This is a genomic window from Microbulbifer epialgicus (assembly GCF_041447265.1).
GTDB lineage: Bacteria > Pseudomonadota > Gammaproteobacteria > Pseudomonadales > Cellvibrionaceae > Microbulbifer > Microbulbifer epialgicus.
Genome location: NZ_JBGMEK010000039.1, coordinates 1 through 19,948 on the forward strand (window position 1 = coordinate 1; position 19,948 = coordinate 19,948).

Below are 19,948 nucleotides of genomic sequence, written 5' to 3' on the forward strand. Positions count from 1 at the left end.
GGAGTTTTTAAACAATTGGTTGTAATCGGGCTAGGGCTCCAGCGGCAAAAAAGAAGCTGCTGGTGGTCTGGCTCGCTCTAAACTCTAGCTATCTAAAGCTTCTTTCCAGAATCACCACTCTTAAGGAGAGTGGTGATTCATTGATATTTACTTCTCATTAGTCCCCCTGCAATTGCCTTTCTTTTGTCGCTTCTAATCTTAACTTGCTATCTCACTGATAAGAATATCTTGGTTGATTAATGGTCGGCCGTAACCTATACACTCGGGAAGCTTATCGTCGGCACTCAGTATGCCTGCTAATCCAAAGCCACCGCTTAAAAGGAAATAATCGTGCTGCAAAAGGCATACCCTTACTATCTAGCTAATGAAGCCGTATTCGCCAATGAGGATCTAGAGGTCACCGATAAGTATTCAGGTGAGGTGGCAACCCGCGTAGCTATGGCGGATACGAGAACTATTGACAGCGCGATCGATTGGGCGCTTCTAGCTGAGAAGCCTATGGCAAAGCTGCCTCCTTATCGCCGCCAGGAGGTTCTTAATCACTGTGTTCAGCGCTTTCATGAGCGCTTTGAAGAGCTGGCGCAGTCACTATGTATTGAGGCTGGCAAGCCAATTCATGATTCCCGCGGAGAAGTTACCCGCTTGATCGATACTTTTCGTGTTGCCGCCGAAGAAACCGTACGTATCAATGGCGAGATTATCAATCTGGAGATTTCCAAGAACACCAGGGGCTACCGGGGATTTGTAAAGCGGGTACCTGTGGGCGCATGTTCCTTTATTTCACCTTTCAACTTTCCTTTAAATCTGGCTGCTCATAAAGTTGCACCGGCCATAGCCTCGGGTTGCCCCTTTGTATTGAAGCCTGCAAGCCGAACACCGATAGGCGCACTCATAATCGCAGAAGTATTGGCCGAAACAGACCTGCCCAAGGGCGCATTTTCTGTGTTGCCCTGTCATCGAGAAGGTGCAGACCTCTTTACCGTGGATGACCGCTTCAAGCTGCTCAGCTTTACGGGCTCACCCGCTGTTGGCTGGGACCTAAAGGCCAGGGCAGGGCGTAAGAAGGTGGTATTGGAACTGGGCGGTAATGCCGCTTGTGTTATCGATGAAAATACAGACTTAGATGACGCTTTGCAGCGTCTGATTTTTGGTGCCTTCTATCAATCTGGGCAGAGTTGTATTGGCGTACAGCGTATCTATGGACATAAAAGCCTGTATGAAGATCTGAAACAGCGCTTAGTGGAGAAGACGCAAAAGCTTAAAAAGGGGGATCCGAAAGACGAAGGGACTTTTATTGGCCCGATGATCTCCGAAGGAGAGGCAAAGAGACTGCACGGATGGGTTGAAGAAGCAATTAATGACGGAGCCACACTTCTGTGTGGCGGTAGCCGTGATGGCGCCATGCTAGATCCAACTCTATTGGAAAGTGTGCCTCACGAATGCTCAGTTGTTCAACAGGAAGCCTTTGGCCCTGTAGCAGTACTGGAACCCTTTGATGATTTCGATGAGGTCCTTGAGCGAGTCAACGATAGTGCCTTTGGTTTGCAGGCGGGGATCTTCACCAAAGACTTATATCGAGCACAGAAGGCCTGGGATACCTTGGAAGTAGGGGGCGTTATTATTGGTGACGTACCCAGCTGGCGTGTGGACAATATGCCTTATGGCGGGGTAAAGGACTCGGGCCTCGGCCGTGAGGGGGTGCGTTGGGCAATCGCCGATATGACAGAAGAGCGCTTGATGGTGGTGCGAACGCCTTAAGAGGGCTCAAACCTATTAACTTTGCGATTCTGAATTTTGAAGATTGTATATAACTGGGTTTCTCGTTGTAAAAACATTCCCTGAGTGCCTTTATGCTTCGATAAATACGTTGCTATTGAGTGTGTTTGTCTATTCATGACTAAAAGACTCTTTGATCGATTTGATTATTTCTTTGGCCTGCACCCTATACAGAACATTTTTATTGTATTTGAAGAAACATATAGGAAATTCACAGTAATTGCAGTAGCTGTAGTTCTCGAAACTGTATTTACTTAAACAAAATTGGAAATATCTCTATGTCAAAAAATCTAAAATCAAGAAGGCGCGGTGGAATATATTTTATGGCCTGGAGTGCAGCTTTGATCTTGGTAGTCGGTAATGTTTCTCCCTCATTTGCAAAAACCGAGGTAACACTTAATGATTTTTATCGTCCGTTCGATCTTTCTGAAATTAATCAGAATAATATGCAAAGTTGGCCTTACTATAGATATACGTCCATGCATTGGGATGAGTATGGTATTTTCGGTACAGTACATATCATGGAGGCAGAAAAACCAGCCAAGCTGGAGGTCGTTAAAAAGCCCTTTAATATAAGTTTGGATATTCGTAAGGGATGGCCTTTCGTTGAGTCACTAACTGCGACGCAAACCAAAGGTTTCCTGGTTATGAAGGGTAACCAAATTATTGGAGAGTTTTATGATAATGGGCTTGATCACAATCAAACTCAGCTTTTGCAGTCTTCTTCTAAAACTTACGCAGGGGTCATTATTTCAAAGCTGATTGATGAAGGTAAGATCGACCCTAATCAGGCGATTGAAAACTATCTACCTGATTTTGTCGGTTCAAAAATTGGCAAAGCCAAAGTCCAAGAAGTACTTGATATGACCTCCGGTTTGTTGCCCGCTACGGATTATCATGTGCCCGGAGGTGAAGCCTACTTATTTGAGATTGAACAAGGATTAAAGCCAGGCAAACCAACGGGACATCGTAATGCTATTAAGAATGCTAAGGTCCAAAATAAACCGGGTGAAGTATATACTTACAATGATAAAAATACCGACCTACTGGCCATACTAGCAGAGGAAGTTTCGGGGCACCCATTCAACAAGCTTCTTTCGGATCTCTTTAATGACTTTGGAGCAAATAGTTCCGGCTCCATTGCCTTAACGGTTGATGGAACTGCTAGTCCTTCCTATGGTATCAGTACCACCCTGCGCGACTATGCACTTTTTCATCAGTGGATCGCCCAGGGAAAGGCTCCAAAGAGCTTCTATGATTCTGTAAAGAATCTTGACAAAGACCTTCTTGGAAAATCAGAAAGTGGCAAGTCCCTTGCTAATGCACTGGGTACTCCTGTGGCATACGGGTCTCAAGCCTGGTACTTACCAGAATACAATGTCATCTACACTGCGGGTTCCTATGGGCAGTATGGGTTTAGTGATCTGAATAGTGGAATGTCAGTGGTCTTTATGCAGGACTGGGAAGACAATGCTGTACCCCGAAAATTAGTTGAAACAGTGGATCGTGCTAAATTCCTTATTAATAAGCTTGGAAAATAATAAGATTCAAAGCTTGGGATTAACCCATGCTAGAAAAGCGCTTCAAGTCAAGGGGGGACGATTTACATCTGTTTCAGGGAAGAAATTCTGCCAGACGACCCAGTAAGCTTCAGGTTTCATCGTCTCAACGCGGGCTAACTTCCCAACATTGCTCTCTCCGCCGAACTGTACGTTGTTGATTTGCCTGCCGCTGTCATTATAATAAATGCCAACACTATCGAGGTCTGAGTGGTAAGCGGCGACAATATCTCGCCCACCAATTTGTATGTTTAATAGTCCATCGTGATCCTTAATAAAATCTTCCGTATAAGCTACATAGTCATCGCCGATGTTAACACCGTAAATTTTGGTTTTATTCGGCAGCCGCTTGTCGAACTTTTTAATGGTAGGGAACGTGGGTTCCTCTTTTTTAGCTTGATCTGAGATTGCGTGAGTGAAGATTATATGTATTAGGCGATCGTAGATAGCTAAAAATGGGTTGTCGGTAAAATTTGGTATTGGGTTCAGAAATATTTTCCCATTGGGAAACGCTTTCTCAAAAGCCCACAATGGCATCCGATAGCTGGGCCACTCAGGCATCCTCGGTCCTCTGGGGCCTGCATCTTCACGGGTACCCCAAAACTGCTGAATTGGCTGCCCGGTTTTTTTATCCCACATTACCAAATTATTCTCGATCTGGGTCATAACACCTAAATCCAGGGTTTCACCATCAATCTCGGGAGTGTAGGCAATCCCCATATTGGTCAGACCACAATATGTCATTACTACGTTCTCTCCGGCCAGACCCTCTTTCGTACCGGCAACGTGTGGCCGAAGTATTTGATCATCGGGATGACCTCTGGCTTCACCGTGGGCGTCAATTACTATCAGGCTAGTATCAGGGGATAGGCTCTCTCGGGCTTCATCTATGGAGAAATAGCGCGCATTGTGTTGTTGTGCGCGCATCATAATAGTTGGATTGATATATCCGGAGTAGAAGGTGAATGCAGACAGGGCACTGATAATCCAGAAAATGACAACAGAGCCAGCGCCAGAAAACCATAGCGTAAGTGCTGATATCAACCATAATATCCCAGCGGCAATAGCAATTTTATGTCGTCTATAGAAGGTCCACATTGTAACTTTACGTGGAGTTTGCACAATCCACTGGCTTAGATCCGCGAGGTCGCGAAACAAGCGCAGACTGAGATAGAAGCACCCCAAGAGTGCCAACCAGTGAATACACTGAATAAGAAAGCTCATAGACAAAGTTCCCGGATAAGTCATCTGAAAACTTGGCAATGGACCTCGTCGCCAATCAAAGTCATTCCTCTCTTACAACTCCTGCGCCACTAGGGTAGTAGAGGGGCAGGCTTTAAGTCCAGGCCTTTGTGGGTGCTTGTGTTCTCGCAGTACCCTACGATTAGGATCGCTCCAGGTGGTTGAATTCAGTGGCTGGTAAAAAGATCCACCGTGGAAGTGAATCATATTTTCCTTCGCGAGATATCCATTGACAAAATACCCGGGGTATGTCCGGCAGCACTAATAACCGTGGCTTTAGTGCCTCCTACCATCGGTGTAGCAGTGCGTTCTTCTACTTATGTTGACTAGTAACGTGCCGCCGGCCTATAAAAGCATCATTCAATTATATTAAATGAATTATCCTCGAATACGCCGTACCCGGAATTTACGCCCCTTCAGCTTTCCGTTTTCAATTTTCTTTAGTGCTTGTGCTGCCACATTGCGTTTAATCGCAATATAAGCCGTTTGATCCAGCACGTTTATCTTGCCAACATCTTTACCGTTAATCGGACGATCGCCGCCGGTCAGTGCACCCAGGATATCGCCGGGGCGAACTTTCTGTTTCTTGCCGCCATCGATCTGCAGGGTAGCCATAGGTGCCTGGAAAGGAGGTTCACTCAATATGCTGGCTGGTGGTGGTGTATCTGGGTCGGATAGCGGATCCTGTGTCAGATCCATGCGCAGTAGTTTGTGGCCTTCCTTCTCGGCAAAAAAGGAGTAAGCGCAACCGCGCTCACCGGCGCGGCCTGTCCGCCCTATACGATGGGTATGAACTTCCGGATCTTTGGCGATATGAAAGTTGATAACCGCATCCAGCTTGTCGATATCAAGGCCGCGTGCCGCCACATCGGTAGCTACCAGAATTGAGGCGCTGCCATTGGCGAAACGAATCAGCGTTTCGTTACGTTGGCGCTGTTCCATATCACCATGCAGGGCAAGGACATTAAAACCTGCCTGTTTCAGGTTATCGGCCACCTCATCGGTTTCACGCTTGGTATTACAGAAAACCAGAGTATTGATCGGCCGATCATTCAGTAGAATGCGGCGGGTCATCTCCAGCCGATCGTCGAAACTCTCAGTTCGGTAAAAACGTTGCTCGATTACCTCATCACTGTGCGCAGAGTCAATTTTAACCATCACCGGTTTTTGCATCACTCGGGCGCTGAGCTTTTCAATTTCATCGGGGTAGGTAGCGCTGAATAGTAACGACTGCCGTCCAGTAGGCACTTGCGCCAGAATAGTATCGATAACTTCCTGAAATCCCATATCGAGCATCCGGTCAGCCTCGTCAAAGACCAGCGTATCGACATGCTCTAAGGAGAGTGTTCCCTTGCGTAAGTGTTCTTCGATACGCCCCGGAGTACCAACGATGATATGGGCACCATGTGCCAGGGAGCCAATCTGTGGGCCGAAAGGCATGCCGCCGCAGAGAGTGAGAATCTTAATGTTGTGAATTGCCCTCGCCAGTCGGCGCAGTTCATGGGCAACCTGGTCTGCCAGCTCACGTGTCGGACACAGAATCAGCGATTGAACCCGAAACCGGCCGACATTGAGCCGTTGCAGCACCCCCAAACCGAAAGCCGCAGTTTTTCCGGAACCGGTTTTTGCCTGGGCGATAACATCTTTGCCATCCAGCATGATCGGGAGCGTCTTGGCCTGAACCTCGGTCATGGATTTGTAGTTGAGTGACGCCAGGTTTTTCAGCAGGGCGGGGTTTAGGGGGAGGTCGGAAAAAGGTGTGGTCAAGGTAAATCCTGGAGTCGTTAAATGTCAAATAGGCGCATTACACAAGCAGCCGGTAAAGTGAATTTCACTTTCTTAGCATTTGTTGTCGCTGCAATTTTACAGTCTGGGCAATACAAATTTTGTAAGGAATTTTAACAGTTAACCCTGGGGAAACCTATGAATCACCTTTTTCCAGCCTAAGGAACTCCCATCCAGATTACCTTCCTACGAGAGGAGTATTGGGGCACCGCATAAACCCGGTCCCCCAATTTACTAGCGTCGGCTTTGCTTACCTTCGCGAGCCTTCCATTGGTAGAACACTCCGGGCATTACTAACAGCACAAATAGCAGTGTGGTTATGGTGCCGCCCACCATGGGCGCTGCAATCCGTTTCATAACGTCTGCGCCGGTGCCATCGGAAACCATCACTGGTATCAATGAAATTAACAGTGTCAGGCTGGTCATTAGCATCGGGCGAATACGTCCGGCTGCTGCTTGGGCAACAGTCGCAGTATTGCCGCGCTCCGAGTTATTTCCGGCGGCAGATAAGTAGTGCAGCATCAATAGCCCCATTTCTGCGGCGAGGCCAGCCATGGCAATCATGCCGACCCATACAGCAACGCTCAGCTTGTAGTCGAGCAGGTACAGCAGCCAGAATGCGCCGATCAGTGCCATTGGCATGGCAGTGAGCACAAACAGGGTGTCGGACAGCCGGCCGCGATGCAAGTATAAAAGGAAGCATACAGCCAACAAAGTCAGGGGTACCAACCATTGCAGGCGGGACTTGGCGCGCTCCAGGTATTGGTATTGGCCGGCCCAGGCGATGCGCTGACCGGGGACAAGATGAACCTGATCGGCGACTACCTGTTTTGCGCGATTGACATAATCTGCGACGCCGACATCGCTTTTCAGGTCGACAAAAACCAAGCCAACTAGTTGCCCATCCTCATTGCGAATCATGGGTGGGCCGGTGCGGAAGTCCAGATCAGCCAGCTGGTTCAGGGGCATCTGGGAGCCATCAGAGGCGGGGACCAGGATTTGTTCCAGCTGTTCGGGAGTATCCCGATAGTCGCGGGCATAGCGCACCAGTACATCGTAACGTTCGCGGCCTTCAATGGTTTGGGTTGCGGCCAGGCCGCCCGCTGCTGCGGCAATCACATCCTCGATATCCTGCACATTTAGGCCGTGGCGGGACGCCCGCGCGCGATCAATATCAAAGTCCAGGAAGTATCCGCCGGTTAGGCGCTCGGCGAAAACACTACGGGTTTGTTCCGCAGTGCGCTGGTCGCTGCGTAAAGCCTCTTCGATGGCCAAAGCAGTCTGCTCAATTTCCTCCAGGTTATCTCCAAAGACTTTAATCCCCAGCTGGCTGCGAATCCCTGTGGCGAGCATTTCAGTACGGGTTTGGATTGGCATCCACCAAATATTGGGCATACCGGGGTAGCGCAGCTTTTCATCCATTTCCGCCAGCAGCTGGTCCCAGGTCATACCGGGGCGCCATTCATTCTTGGGTTTTAGGGTAATCACTGTCTCCACCATGGATAGTGGTGCAGAGTCAGTAGCACTATTGGAGCGGCCAATTTTGCCAAAGACACGCTCGACTTCCGGAAAGGTTTTCAGTTCTTCATCCATTTGCTGCAAAACTTTTCCCGCTTCGGTAACGGACATTCCGGGTAGCGCGGTAGGCATATACAGGATACTGCCTTCATTGAGCGGTGGCATAAATTCACCGCTCAACTTGCTGATGGGGTAGGTCACGGAAACCAGAGCTAATACTGCGAGAGTGGCTACAACTTTGCGTTGCCGTACGCAGAAGTGAATCGCTGGCTGCAGTGTATGAACTAGGGCGCGGGAAATTGGGTTTTCCCTGGTGCGAATTTTCCCGCGCATTAGCAGTACAGCGAGGGCTGGAATCAAGGTGATTGCCAATAGGGCGGCGAAAGCCATGCTGTAGGTTTTGGTATAGGCGAGGGGTTTGAATAATCGGCCCTCGGTAGCTTCCAGTGCGAATACCGGCAGGAAAGAAACCGTAATAATAATCAGGGAGAAGAAAATACTCGGTCCGACTTCCTGCATTGCCCGAACGATTAGCGTTCTTTTCTCGCCCGGAGACAACTCCTTATCGCCATCGGCTGCCAGCTTTTTGTGGATGTTATCCACCATTACCACTGCCGCATCCACCATGGCACCGATGGCTACGGCAATACCTCCCAGTGACATAATGTTGGCGGTAAGCCCTTGTAGGGACAGTGGAATAAAGGCCAGTAAAACAGCAATCGGTAGAGTGATTACAGCTACCAATGCGGAGCGGGCGTGGAGCAGGAAAATAGCGATCACGGCGGCGACCACTAGCATCTCTTCAATCAAGGTGTTTTTGAGATTGTCGATCGCGCTATTAATCAATTGTGAGCGATCGTAGGTCACTACCAGCTCAACGCCTTCCGGTAGGCCTGCACGGATTTGCTCGATACGCTCTTTAACTCTCTCAATAACCTTTAGGGCATTTTCACCGTAGCGCATCACTACGATGCCACCTACGGTCTGGCCCTCGCCGTCCAGTTCGGCAATGCCGCGCTGCATTGCGGGCCCCAGGGTAATATCCGCTACCTGATCCAAGGTTACCGGAATCTTTGCCGCATTGACCCCGATCACTACCTCTTTGAGATCATCGATGCTGCGGATATAGCCGCGCCCTCGCACCATGTGTTCGTGGCCTGCGATCTCCAGTACCCGCCCTCCGGTATCGTTGTTACTGCGGCGAATAGCCTCGACCACTTTGCCAAGTGGGACCTTGAACATCTGCAAGCGATGGGGGTCGATTTGGACCTGGTACTCCTTTTCGTAGCCGCCAATGGAGGCGACCTCGGCAACGCCCTCGACAGAAGTGAGCCAATAGCGCAATTTGAAATCCTGCAGCGCGCGCAGCTCTTGCAGGTCGTTGTTACCGCTTCGATCAACCAGTGCGTACTGGAACACCCAGCCGACTCCAGTGGCATCGGGGCCTAGAGTAGGTTGAACATCTTCAGGGAGTTGGTCGGCTACCTGGTTGAGGTACTCCAGAACCCGTGAACGGGCCCAGTAAATATCCGTGCCATCTTCAAAGATGGCATAGACAAAACTGAGACCGAAAAAGCTCTGGCCCCGCACATATTTGACCTTGGGCAGCCCTAGCATTGCAGTGGAAAGCGGGTAGGTGATTTGATCCTCCACCAGATCCGGGCTGCGACCTGGCCAGTCTGTCATCACAATCACCTGGGCGTCAGACAGGTCCGGAATAGCATCCAGGGGAACACTGGTTAGCGCCCGATATCCGGCCAGGGCGGCGATAGCAACAAGAATCAGAGTGATCCCGGGCTTACCGGCACAGGCCCCAATAATTCGGGCAATCAGCCCATTGGGTTCGGAATTTACCATTGTTGTACCCCTGATTTGAGGCGGCTTTCTGCCGCGATCAGGAATACTCCAGAGGTGACAATTTTATCCCCAGCCTGGAGGCCAGAACGAATCACAATTCGTTCGCTGTCACCATAACCAGTGCGTACCTGTACGGGCTCCAGACGGCCCTGGCCCAGGTCCCGAAAGACGATACGCTTCTTACCGGAAATCAGCACTGAATCCCTGGGTACCACCAGGAGATTTCCCAGCTCGGCACTCAACATGATGTCCGCAAACAGCCCTGGCCGAAGTTCACCGTTGGTATTGGGCAGGGTCACACGTAACCGTGCACTGCGGTTGCTGTGATTCAGGAAAGGGTCAATCTGGGTGAGAGTGGCTGGGATTTCTTCATGGTAGACGTTGGTTAGACGCACCTTGGCCGGCATACCTTTTTCTATCAGCGGCAGTTGATCTTCGTAGGCGTGGGCTTCGATCCAAACCTGGCTGAGGTCGGCAATACGAAGGAGGTTGTCCCCCTTTTTGAATGCAGAACCCGCAACGATGTTCCTCTCAATAATGACACCACCGGCAGGTGCAAAGATCGGGATATAGTCCTGAGCTTTTTGCTGTTCAACCAGCCAGTCGATTTGCTCTTCTGATAGTCCCCACAGAAGCAGGCGCCTTCGCGCCGCTTTCTCCAAGGCATCGCCACGGCGGCGCGCTTTCAGATATTCATCCTGGACGGCGAGTAGCTCCGGGCTGTAAACAGAGAACAGTACTTCGCCACGCTCAACTTGCTTGCCTTCAAAATCCGCATCCAACTCACCAATCCAGCCGTCGAAGCGCAGGCTGATATCCCGCAAACGGGTTTCGTCATAGGTAACCTGGCCGTGCAGGTGAATGGGTAGGGTGAAAGGCTGCCGTTCGACGATACCGGTTTTGATGCCAATAGCTTGGCGCCGACCGCTATCTACCACAATGCTGCCACTTTCGAGTTCATCGTGGCTAACTGGCTGCAGGTCCATACCGCAGATGGGGCAGGTACCGGGCTCTGCAGCTCGCACAGAAGGATGCATGGCACATGTGTAGTAAGCGGTATCGGAGGCCTCCGGTGCTGACTTTAAGCGCAACCCTTTGCGATTGGTACTCATGTCAAAGGCCAGGTCTACATGGCGATCGTGGCCAGTTGCCACATCAACCACCATGGGCCAAGAGCCTACCATGGCAAGCTCTATCTCCCCTGAGAATACTCCGGGGCTGGTTTCATAGACTTCGGCTTGAGCACGCATTGCCGGCATGGCGCCCATGGCAGGCATCTCAGCCACTGCGCGGACTTCAGCGCCTGTAACTGGCCGGTTCTCCATATCTCTCACTTCAATACGAATCTGGTTCTTGCCAGCGCGAGGCTGCAGTGGGTCCACGGATACCGCAATCTGGAAAGGGCCAGCAGGAATAAACTCCACACTGTCGGATACAACCAATCCGGCTGTTTTCTTCCAATAGAAAGCGGTACCGACCGCCAGAAATACAGCGAAAGCAACTAAGCCCAGCATTTTTGAGCGGCTCATAACACACCTCCAGAAAAGGAAGTGATGAGTATTTGGGCGCCAAAGGCACCGGCCATTTCTTTGCTAACGGGGGTAGCAATGGCTTGTTGGGAAATCAAAGGGTTCACTCCTGGAACAATCTTTCTGAAGCCCGTCAGCAACAATGAGGCTGCGGGATATTTCGCACATCAGAGAGAGGGAGTGATCAGATACGCAAGCGCAGAGTTTCTAGCCAGGTACGATTACCTGGAGAGGCATGAGAAGAAACGGGTTCGAAGTCAGGTGATTCCGCTGGCGGAGCCAAAATTTGGGGCCACCGATAGGATGGCGGAGGTGCTAACTGGGGTAACTCAAGGTTCAGGAAGGCGGCTGTGAGAGCGACTTCATGGTCATCTAATGAGGTCTTGAGGGAGACCTGGGCATCATACTCGCAGCAATCTTCATCTGCTTGAGAGCCTTTGGCCAAGTGGTCACAACAGCATTCTGCTGCCGGCTCCGGGCTATCCATCATTTCGCAAGCGAGCACAGTCTGCACCTGGAACATCAGCAGGAGCAGGGCCGCCATTGCAACTAGCTTGGCGCGGAATGTGGATGGGTAGCTCTTCATTACCGATAAATCATACACCAGAGATTGGCTGACAGACAAAGTTTGCCTTCACAGCTTGACCGAATGATCCTCTCCAGCTCTCCCAAGCAACAAAAGTTTGCTGGTCTCTATCTGGAAATTCCGACACCGATTTTCTCTCCACGGCGGGGTTTTTGGCGATAGTTAAGGTAGAAATCCTTGCGTCAAATAGAGTTACCCAAAGTTCCACAAGGTGCCCTTATGAGATTCCACGCCAAAGTCGGCTTGCTGTTCCTCCTTTTATTTGCTGCTCCCACTTTTGCAGACTCTTCACGGGAATCATTAGAGGCGTTGTTTGCTGCGACCTATGATCTGAATGCGGAAATAGACAGTGGCTGGGTGCTGAGTAGGGAGCGAGACTTGGCTTCCTGGAAAAGAATGAAAGCTGTACGGCAAGCGATTGCCACCGGCGAAGACTTATCTTTTCTGGAAAAATATGGCCTTGAGAAGCGCGGGCCGTCTTCGTATGAGGTTAATTTAAGAGAGCATCCCGAGTGGATGACATCAATCAACCTACTTGGGCATCTCTCCTATAGCCGCCTGTTGGAGAAAAACCAGACTGAGCTTTATCAACTGGGCGTGAGTGTGGCTGAAGTTCAAAAATTGGGCCGCTATGTTCTTGCCTATGGTGTAGCTGAAATGAGAATCCAGGCAAAGTTGGATTTTTTACAGAATGAAGGGAACTCCTACGTAAGTAGATTCCTTCAGGGAGGTGAGGACTTCACCGATATTTACATCGAACTTACCCATGAAATCAATTTAGCAAAACATATAGTAGAGACGGATTGGGCGATAGATCTATTTAACCTGTTTGATAAGGAGGGTCAGGAGATTTTACTGACTTACAGTTTATCTAGAGTTTCCTCTGGGGTTGGAATGGGAAAAGGCACTTATAATCAAGATCAGGAGGTTGATGCATTTGTTGGGTACTTCCTCTCTGGTGAGCTGAGTGCATCAGTGAGAGAGTCTTTACTGAGACGCAAAGAAAGAAGGAAGGCCGAAAATGCTAAAGTCAATATGGAATTTAAGCCCCCCGTTGATAAAGCGATAAATGAATGTCGATGTCCCCCCAAACAATGTTCGTATAAAAATTCTTGACTCTACTTTTCAATAGCAATATCCAGTTATATCGACTGTGTGGCAAAGCCTTGACTTTAAGTGGTAATAGCAATGCCTGTAAGAAGATTCTATATATATCTTATCGCGCTTCTCATTTCTCTGCCTGCCTTATCAGAAGACCTCATCATTGAGCCAAAACACTATGGCCCTCTCTCAAAAATGACTGACCTCTGGCTGAAAGGGGAAATATCCAGGAGGCAAATCCGGGAACTAGCCCTAAGAGGGCGCTACGTAAACAATTCAGATGCCGATAGTGCTTATGTATCATTTTTTCTTGATGAGATGCAGATAATTGCTCGTGGGACCTCTGTATCCGGACGCTCTGCACAGATAAATATCCAAGTCAATGAATCCAAGTTTGACCTGGATTATGATCTTGTATCAATGCATTTGCTTATTAATGGGCATGGCAGCGGGTTATCCAATGAGCAAAAGTTTCTTTTGATTGTTATGAGTTACCGGTTGGCAGCGGAGGGGTGGAGTAAGTCTTTAGGAGTAGATCAAATGGAGAAAAGCCTCATCTATCGTACACTAAACTATCTTTCAAGAATGCCTACAGGCTATAAGATGTGGGGGATGGCCAAGGAAATTAAATATCCGTTACATTAAAGTTGTTAGCAGAGAAAGTGTTTGATATTTAAGGAATCTCTGAAGAATACAGTTGATTATTGATATCCTGCTTTAATCCAGTAAAAACTGGCCATATCTTGACCAAAAACACACAGCACCTATTACAAACTTACTGATGGGAAAATTACGCATGGATTCGATTCAGTAAAGTGCATCTTCCATGGCTAGATCGCTGAGGTTGTAGAAAAGCTGTGCACAATGAATACGTTACATGATGCTTAGCGGATATGGCTGTTGGCCGCGCTTATCCTGTAGATACTAAAAAGGGGCAAGGAAAGAATACCCTGCGCTCGTGACTCGCTGTGAATACATCCCTGTAAGCTCGTAATCGGCATCCATGCCTCATACGGTCCCGTGCGCAGGGTATTCTTTCCTACCGACCCAGCAGTAATAATGTGTTATACGGGTTTTCAACTTATGCAATGGGAGGGGGCATGTTTCTCAGAAAGAAACTTCTCCCGGCGATTTTTACGGCGCTAGAGGCGGTATTCTGCTGTGGTAAAGGTGAATTGGTATATATTTTATCGTAGCCTTGACTGATAAGTGAATATCAGCAGGCTTAATCTGAATTGCTCAGAGGTTTTCTAGCCTACTTATAAAGTGGAGTCTCGCCATTAATCTGTGTCAATATTTGAATAGTTCCCAATGTGGTATGCAAAAATATTCCGAAATATTTTACCGATTAGACTGTACGGTTTCGCCTGTTGTTTTGGTAGACAGCCTGATTAACAATAGCTACTGTTTACGTGCACAAGTCCACCTCGGTCCCGGAGTCCGAGAGATATTAACAATAATGTAGTAGGTGTACACATGGAGCTGGTAACCCTGCGCCGAGGCCTTTCGTTGGTCGGTGCTTTTCTTGTATTAATTCTCCTGGCGAGTGGCTGCTCTAAGGAACGGGATAATAGCCCTGTAAGTCGTGCTGAACTGAGCCAGCGGGCGCTTACGCTGGCCCCTTCAGATCCTGATATCGCTGAAATTTATAGCCGCACTTGTCGCAGCTGTCACGGCACCGGTGTTAGTGCTGCACCGCTTACGGGAGATCTGGCGAGCTGGGAGCCACGCCTTGATAAGGGGATGAATGTGCTGGTGGAGAATGTAATAAACGGCTTTCAGGGAATGCCGCCCCTGGGGCTATGTTTTGAGTGTTCTCCTGACCAGTTTGAGCAATTGATTGCCTTTATGGCTACAGCGGAGTAGCGAGCATGGTTCACTCTCGTCGTCGCTTTATCACTACTGTAGCAGCAGGGTCAGCCGCGCTCGCGGCAGCTCCGATTTCAACCATTGCACGAACCATGATGCAGGCCGCAGGCCAAAATAAGCATAGAGTGGTTCCATGGCGAAATTGGTCTGGTTCCCAGCAGTGTTTACCCAGCAAGCGCCTCGCCCCGAAGGATGTTACTGAGTTGCAGCAGGTCGTGGCTGAGGCAACCGGCACCGTACGCGCAGTAGGCGCTGCTCATTCTTTTACAGCGCTGGTGCCTACTGATGACACGATTATTTCACTCGGTCGAATTAACGGCATTGCTGATCATGATGCTAATAGTCACCAGGCTACAGTCTTTGCCGGTACTCGTATAGCCGACCTTGGCCAGCCTCTCGAAGAAGTAGGGCAGGCTTTGATCAATCAGCCAGATATTGACGAGCAGACACTGGGGGGCTGCCTGGCAACAGCAACCCATGGAACCGGGGCTGGATTGGGGTGCATGTCCAGTAACGTTACCGGATTGGAATTGGTAACAGCAAAAGGGGATACCATTTGGTGTGACGCCCAGCAAAATACAGCAGTGTTTTCAGCAGCAAAAGTCTCTCTGGGTAGCTTGGGCTTGATCACCAAAGTGCGAATGCAAAATCAACCAAGCTATCGTCTGCGTAGGGAATCCTGGGTGGCCCCGGTGGAAGAGATTCAGGAGCAGGCAGAGGCATTGGCAAATACCAATCGCAACTTTGAGTTCTACTATATCCCTTTCTCCGGCATGTGCATGGCGGATACCCACCAGCTAACGGATGAGGAAATTTTTTCCACTGAGCGGGAAGATACCAATGAAGCAGTAATGACGCTTAAAAGGGTAAAGGATTGGTTGGGGTGGTCACCGAAATTGCGCGAGTTTGCCCTGCAATCGGCAATGAAGGATATTGAGAAGGAAGTGGTAGTGGAGTCATCCTGGCGTAACTACGCTAGTGAGCGCAATGTTCGCTTCAATGAGATGGAGTACCATCTGCCCAGAGAGGCTGGCTTGGCCGCATTTGCCGAGATTCGCCATACTATAGAAGAAAATAATCTCGATGTATTCTTCCCGATCGAGGTGCGCTTTGTTAAAGGGGACGATATTTGGTTGAGTCCATTTTTTAAACAGGACTCTGTATCAATTGCAGTTCATCGCTACTTTGAAGAGGATCACGAACCTCTGTTTCGGGCACTGGAGCCCATTATGCGCAAGTATGGTGGTCGGCCACATTGGGGCAAACTCAATACCCTGGGTAGGGAGGACTTTGTAAGCCTCTATCCTCATTGGCAAGACTTTATTGAAGTGCGTCGGGATTTGGACCCCAAGGGCAAATTTCTTAACAGCTACCTTAAAAGACTGGTTGGTTAAGTAACAACACTCTCTGCAATGCCACTTACCATTCCTTGCAAAAGTAGAGTCAAGGATTAGCGCCATTTGCATTGAGCGATTAAGTTTGTTCGATGTTGTCTACAGAGAAGAAAGATACTATGGATAGCAAGCGCCGAAAATTGCTGCTGGGTGGGGTAGCCTTGGGGGCCGTAGCCACATTACCATTATTGCGGCCACGGGCTCTGGGGCAGGGCGGCCATAGCGAGTATTTCCAGGGGCTTTCCAAAGCACTCCATAATGCGGGTTTTTCAGGTCCGACCATGGTGGTGGATCTCGCACGCTTAAAAGCCAATGCCGATGTCCTTTCTGGGCATCTGCGGGGTAACTACGATTACCGTATCGTTGCCAAGTCCCTGCCGGCGTTGGGATTGTTAGACACTATAGCCAAACAAACTGGCACCGAAAAGATAATGGTATTCCATCTGCCGTTTCTACAGCAGTTGGTTGAAGCTCGGCCTATAGCTGATATCCTGCTCGGAAAGCCCCTACCGGTAGCTGCCTGCAAAAGTTTTTACGGAAACCTTTCCTATAGAGGCTTTGATCCCACTAAGCAGCTCCAGTGGCTGATTGACAACCCGCGTAGGTTACAACAGTACGCTGACCTGGCAAATAGTCTAGGGACAACATTGCGCATTAATATTGAGCTGGATGTGGGGTTACACCGTGGTGGTGTTACTGACAGCCAGACGCTCGCCAAAATGCTCACAATCATACAGCATGAGCCCAAACTGGAACTGGCTGGTTTTATGGGCTATGACGCTCATGCAGCGAAAATGCCCGCTATTCTCGGAGGACCTGAGAAGGCCATAGAGAGTGGGTTGGCGATTTATTCCCGGCGGTTGGAGCAAGCCAAGCAGCAATTAGGCAATGAGTTTCCAAGGAGTCCCATATTGAATGCTGCCGGAAGTCCGACCTACCAGCTATACAAATCCCACGTAGATAGTGCCCCTTGCACAGAATTGGCTGCAGGCTCTTGTTTGGTAAAACCCAAAGATTTTGATATTCCGACACTGGTGGATCACACTGCGGCTGCATTTATTGCCAGCCCAGTGTTAAAGAAGCTGTCTCAAACCCAGATCCCCGGTATTGAGGGCCTGACTGGGGCCATGCGCTGGCTAAACCCTAATCGAGCCCAAGCTTTCTTTATCTCTGGCGGTTATTGGAAGGCAACGCCAGAATCACCTGAAGGCCTGTCGATCAATCCTATTTACGGTCGCTCTACTAATCAGGAGATGTTGAACGCTTCGAGAGACGTTGCCCTGAGTGAGGATGATTGGATATTTTTGAGGCCGACCCAAAGTGAATCTGTATTTCTCCAGTTTGGCGATATAGCGGTATATGACCAGGGTGAAATAGTAGATAAGTGGCCGGTATTGAGGAATTCCTAACTGGGGCTGCTGGGTACGTATAGAAACTAATTATATCTGGCAGTGGATAGACGGAGGGAAATTCACCTTTATTGAAGGTAGGTAGCGAATAACCAATAATTGTTTTAAAAATATTTACAATAAAAATAAGAGGGAGTAGTAATTTGATGTTTGAGGTAGTGCTAATACTTAATATGATTTGGTTCGCAATGGGATTCAATGTGTTCTCGTTGCGCAGTAAAATCTTTGCGAAACTCCTAGTGCCAAGAGATCAGAGGGATACTCCGGTATTTGATATTCTGGCTGAATCTGGCAAATTTCTAGGGGGTTTTAATCTCGCATTTTCACTGTTTAACTTGTTGCTTTTGTTTAACCTGTCTGCTTTCGCCACTGATAGCCAGAGAGCTATATTGTTATTCGTGTTTGCTGTTGCTCATGGTTCTCAGTTCTTTTTTAATGTTCCTGTAGTAATTCAGAATCGTAGTGGTGGGGGCGCCTGGCAGGTTAAAGGTGTTATTAGGTTTATATTTGTTACTGACTTTATAATGACCTGTCTAAATGGGCTTCTCGCAATTCGCTACCTTGTTTGATTATACATTTTTTCTAAACTGCAGGAGGCCTTTGATATATGAGATTATTCTGCCCGCAGGATTGCTGAACAATTGCTTTCGATAACGGTGGGAATCTTGTGGGTCATGGGTCAACAGCACACAATTCGAAGTGCAATGTTTAATTGGCCAACACTTATCATTTCTGGGAACTAGGGCTAAACAAAAGCAATAGTAGGCTTCTGAGGTATATTTTTTAATGGGAATGACAGTCGGCAACTTGTTGAACAGTCAGTTGATAAAATAGTATTCCAAATAAATACCCAACAAAGATGCTACTGGGTCAGAAGGAAAGAATACACCGCACTCGAGACCCGCTGTGAATACATCCCCGTAAGCTCGTAATCGGCATCCATGCCTCATAGGGTCCCGAGCGCAGTGTATTCTTGCCTTCCCCCTTTTTAGTAAGTGTTAAATTATTGGGCTCGCTAGAGTTCTTGGTGGGCAAGTGTCAGTTGTTTATTTTGGGAATTTGGCGTTAACTGTGTTTATTTCGGGGCTGCTTCCTGCCACTTGTTTTGGTAGTGCCAGAGATATCAATGCCGTCGCAAATAGGAAAATAGAAGATATTAGTAGGCAAGCTGCCATTCCCGCTGCTTGGTATACCCAGCCAGATAGCAAGGTTCCCAAAAGGCGCCCCATGGCATTTGCCATGTAGTAGAAGCCCACATCCATTGAAGCACCATCCTCACGTGCATAAAAGACAATCAGGTAACTGTGTATTGAGGAGTTGATTGCGAATACAACCGCAAACACCAATAACCCCATTAGTGTGGCGAGCAAGGGGGAGATTCCTGATTGTAAGGCTACGGCGATCAGGGCTGGGATTAGCGCCAATGAAGTAGCCCAGAAAAGAGCTGTCCTGCCATCTGGTATTGCTGCGGATATACTGGCGGTAATCTTCGGAGCTAAGGCTTGCACGACACCATAGCCGATTACCCAGATTGCCAAAAAGGCCCCCACTTGCCAGTAATCCCAGCCAAACTGGCTTGCCAGGAATATGGGTAGAGCGATAACAAACCATACATCGCGGGAGGCAAATAAAAACAACCGTGCTGCTGCCAACACATTGACAGCACGGCTCTTGGAGAAAATGTCCCGAAAGTGGCTCTTTGTTTTGGCTTTGCCTAGGTCTTGTCGTAGAAACATACTACTCAGTAGCCAGATCACTGCCAAAGCTGTCGCCATCAATAGTATTGCTCCGCGAAATTCCAATAATGCCAACAGGATACCGCCCAGGAAAAACCCAAGTCCTTTTAGGGCATTTTTGGAGCCAGTGAGTAGAGCGACCCAGCGATATAAAGTGCCTTGTGCATGGGCTGGCAGAAGTAATTTGATAGCACTTTTAGCGCTCATCTTATTCAGGTCCTTGGCGATACCGGAAAGTGCCTGCGCCCCCATTACCCAGGGCACCGTTAGGCTCAAAGGGAGAAGTAGCATCACTAGTGCGATGATTTGTAGCGCCAAGCCAGCGTTCATAGTGCGATTGAGTCCAAGGCGGGCTCCGAGCCAGCCACCCAGTAGATTGGTGATAACTCCAAAAAACTCATAAAAGAGAAAAAGCCCGGCAATTTCCATTGGAGTGTAACCCAGGGTATGAAAGTGCATCAGCACCAGCATTCGCAGTGCACCATCAGTCAGGGTGAAGGACCAATAATTTCCAGTTATCAAAAGATACTGGCGGATCGGTGAGGGAAGCCTGGGGAAAAACTGCATCGAAATTATTCTTTACTACC

The 19,948-nt window shown here is 48.8% G+C and carries 14 protein-coding genes and 1 pseudogene; 8 read left to right on the forward strand and 7 right to left on the reverse strand.

Annotation, left to right across the window (positions count from 1 at the left end):
* The first annotated feature begins 330 nt into the window (after positions 1-330).
* Entirely contained in the window at positions 331-1,758 is a 1,428-nt protein-coding gene (locus tag ACCI49_RS15665) for an aldehyde dehydrogenase family protein (RefSeq protein ID WP_371840017.1), read from the forward strand.
* A 296-nt stretch (positions 1,759-2,054) separates the two neighbouring features.
* Entirely contained in the window at positions 2,055-3,317 is a 1,263-nt protein-coding gene (locus tag ACCI49_RS15670) for a serine hydrolase domain-containing protein (RefSeq protein WP_371840018.1), read from the forward strand.
* A 42-nt stretch (positions 3,318-3,359) separates the two neighbouring features.
* On the opposite strand, the gene ACCI49_RS15675 is transcribed toward ACCI49_RS15670, so the two are convergent.
* The 5 genes from ACCI49_RS15675 to ACCI49_RS15695 form a co-directional block, all read right to left on the reverse strand.
* Positions 3,360-4,559, reverse strand: a complete 1,200-nt coding sequence (locus ACCI49_RS15675) for a DUF3179 domain-containing (seleno)protein (protein WP_371840019.1) — start codon at positions 4,557-4,559, stop codon at positions 3,360-3,362.
* Between the two features lie 396 nt (positions 4,560-4,955).
* On the reverse strand, positions 4,956-6,344 hold the full coding sequence (gene dbpA / locus ACCI49_RS15680) for an ATP-dependent RNA helicase DbpA (protein ID WP_371840020.1): 1,389 nt from the start codon (positions 6,342-6,344) through the stop codon (positions 4,956-4,958).
* Between the two features lie 252 nt (positions 6,345-6,596).
* The gene (locus tag ACCI49_RS15685; protein WP_371840021.1) at positions 6,597-9,737 is read right to left on the reverse strand and encodes an efflux RND transporter permease subunit; all 3,141 of its coding nucleotides are present in this window, start codon (positions 9,735-9,737) and stop codon (positions 6,597-6,599) included.
* Complete coding sequence (locus ACCI49_RS15690; RefSeq protein ID WP_371840022.1) at positions 9,731-11,266, reverse strand: efflux RND transporter periplasmic adaptor subunit; 1,536 nt, start codon at positions 11,264-11,266, stop codon at positions 9,731-9,733. Before ACCI49_RS15690 ends, ACCI49_RS15685 begins: the two co-directional genes overlap by 7 nt.
* Before the next feature lie 184 nt (positions 11,267-11,450).
* Positions 11,451-11,852: a hypothetical protein gene (locus ACCI49_RS15695; protein ID WP_371840023.1), complete on the reverse strand. Its 402-nt coding sequence runs from the start codon at positions 11,850-11,852 to the stop codon at positions 11,451-11,453.
* A gap of 219 nt (positions 11,853-12,071) precedes the next feature.
* On the opposite strand from ACCI49_RS15695, the gene ACCI49_RS15700 reads away from it, so the two are divergent.
* Both ACCI49_RS15700 and ACCI49_RS15705 read left to right on the forward strand, forming a co-directional pair.
* Positions 12,072-12,968, forward strand: a complete 897-nt coding sequence (locus ACCI49_RS15700) for a hypothetical protein (protein WP_371840024.1) — start codon at positions 12,072-12,074, stop codon at positions 12,966-12,968.
* A gap of 72 nt (positions 12,969-13,040) precedes the next feature.
* Entirely contained in the window at positions 13,041-13,598 is a 558-nt protein-coding gene (locus ACCI49_RS15705; RefSeq protein WP_371840025.1) for a hypothetical protein, read from the forward strand.
* A 165-nt stretch (positions 13,599-13,763) separates the two neighbouring features.
* On the opposite strand, the pseudogene ACCI49_RS15710 reads toward ACCI49_RS15705, so the two are convergent.
* Positions 13,764-13,859: pseudogene (locus ACCI49_RS15710) on the reverse strand (transposase); the annotation flags it as partial.
* A gap of 570 nt (positions 13,860-14,429) precedes the next feature.
* Here ACCI49_RS15710 and ACCI49_RS15715 point away from each other — a divergent pair.
* The 4 genes from ACCI49_RS15715 to ACCI49_RS15730 all read left to right on the forward strand — a co-directional run bounded on the left by ACCI49_RS15715 (position 14,430) and on the right by ACCI49_RS15730 (position 18,194).
* Positions 14,430-14,819, forward strand: coding sequence for a c-type cytochrome (locus ACCI49_RS15715; protein WP_371840026.1), 390 nt, complete (start codon positions 14,430-14,432; stop codon positions 14,817-14,819).
* A gap of 5 nt (positions 14,820-14,824) precedes the next feature.
* On the forward strand, positions 14,825-16,216 hold the full coding sequence (locus ACCI49_RS15720; protein ID WP_371840027.1) for a D-arabinono-1,4-lactone oxidase: 1,392 nt from the start codon (positions 14,825-14,827) through the stop codon (positions 16,214-16,216).
* Between the two features lie 119 nt (positions 16,217-16,335).
* On the forward strand, positions 16,336-17,625 hold the full coding sequence (locus tag ACCI49_RS15725) for a DSD1 family PLP-dependent enzyme (RefSeq protein WP_371840028.1): 1,290 nt from the start codon (positions 16,336-16,338) through the stop codon (positions 17,623-17,625).
* Between the two features lie 146 nt (positions 17,626-17,771).
* The gene (locus ACCI49_RS15730) at positions 17,772-18,194 is read left to right on the forward strand and encodes a hypothetical protein (RefSeq protein ID WP_371840029.1); all 423 of its coding nucleotides are present in this window, start codon (positions 17,772-17,774) and stop codon (positions 18,192-18,194) included.
* A 477-nt stretch (positions 18,195-18,671) separates the two neighbouring features.
* On the opposite strand, the gene arsJ is transcribed toward ACCI49_RS15730, so the two are convergent.
* Positions 18,672-19,928: an organoarsenical effux MFS transporter ArsJ gene (gene arsJ / locus ACCI49_RS15735; protein ID WP_371840030.1), complete on the reverse strand. Its 1,257-nt coding sequence runs from the start codon at positions 19,926-19,928 to the stop codon at positions 18,672-18,674.
* Between the last annotated feature and the right edge of the window lie 20 nt (positions 19,929-19,948).

Bases quoted from the DNA above. Each gene is read 5' to 3' on its own strand.
- ACCI49_RS15670 (WP_371840018.1), top strand. From the start codon at position 2,055: ATGTCAAAAAATCTAAAATCAAGAAGGCGCGGTGGAATATATTTTATG.
- ACCI49_RS15675 (WP_371840019.1), bottom strand. From the start codon at position 4,559: ATGAGCTTTCTTATTCAGTGTATTCACTGGTTGGCACTCTTGGGGTGC.
- ACCI49_RS15685 (WP_371840021.1), bottom strand. From the start codon at position 9,737: ATGGTAAATTCCGAACCCAATGGGCTGATTGCCCGAATTATTGGGGCC.
- ACCI49_RS15690 (WP_371840022.1), bottom strand. From the start codon at position 11,266: ATGAGCCGCTCAAAAATGCTGGGCTTAGTTGCTTTCGCTGTATTTCTG.
- ACCI49_RS15695 (WP_371840023.1), bottom strand. From the start codon at position 11,852: ATGAAGAGCTACCCATCCACATTCCGCGCCAAGCTAGTTGCAATGGCG.
- ACCI49_RS15700 (WP_371840024.1), top strand. From the start codon at position 12,072: ATGAGATTCCACGCCAAAGTCGGCTTGCTGTTCCTCCTTTTATTTGCT.
- ACCI49_RS15705 (WP_371840025.1), top strand. From the start codon at position 13,041: ATGCCTGTAAGAAGATTCTATATATATCTTATCGCGCTTCTCATTTCT.
- ACCI49_RS15715 (WP_371840026.1), top strand. From the start codon at position 14,430: ATGGAGCTGGTAACCCTGCGCCGAGGCCTTTCGTTGGTCGGTGCTTTT.
- ACCI49_RS15720 (WP_371840027.1), top strand. From the start codon at position 14,825: ATGGTTCACTCTCGTCGTCGCTTTATCACTACTGTAGCAGCAGGGTCA.
- ACCI49_RS15725 (WP_371840028.1), top strand. From the start codon at position 16,336: ATGGATAGCAAGCGCCGAAAATTGCTGCTGGGTGGGGTAGCCTTGGGG.
- ACCI49_RS15730 (WP_371840029.1), top strand. From the start codon at position 17,772: ATGTTTGAGGTAGTGCTAATACTTAATATGATTTGGTTCGCAATGGGA.
- arsJ (WP_371840030.1), bottom strand. From the start codon at position 19,928: ATGCAGTTTTTCCCCAGGCTTCCCTCACCGATCCGCCAGTATCTTTTG.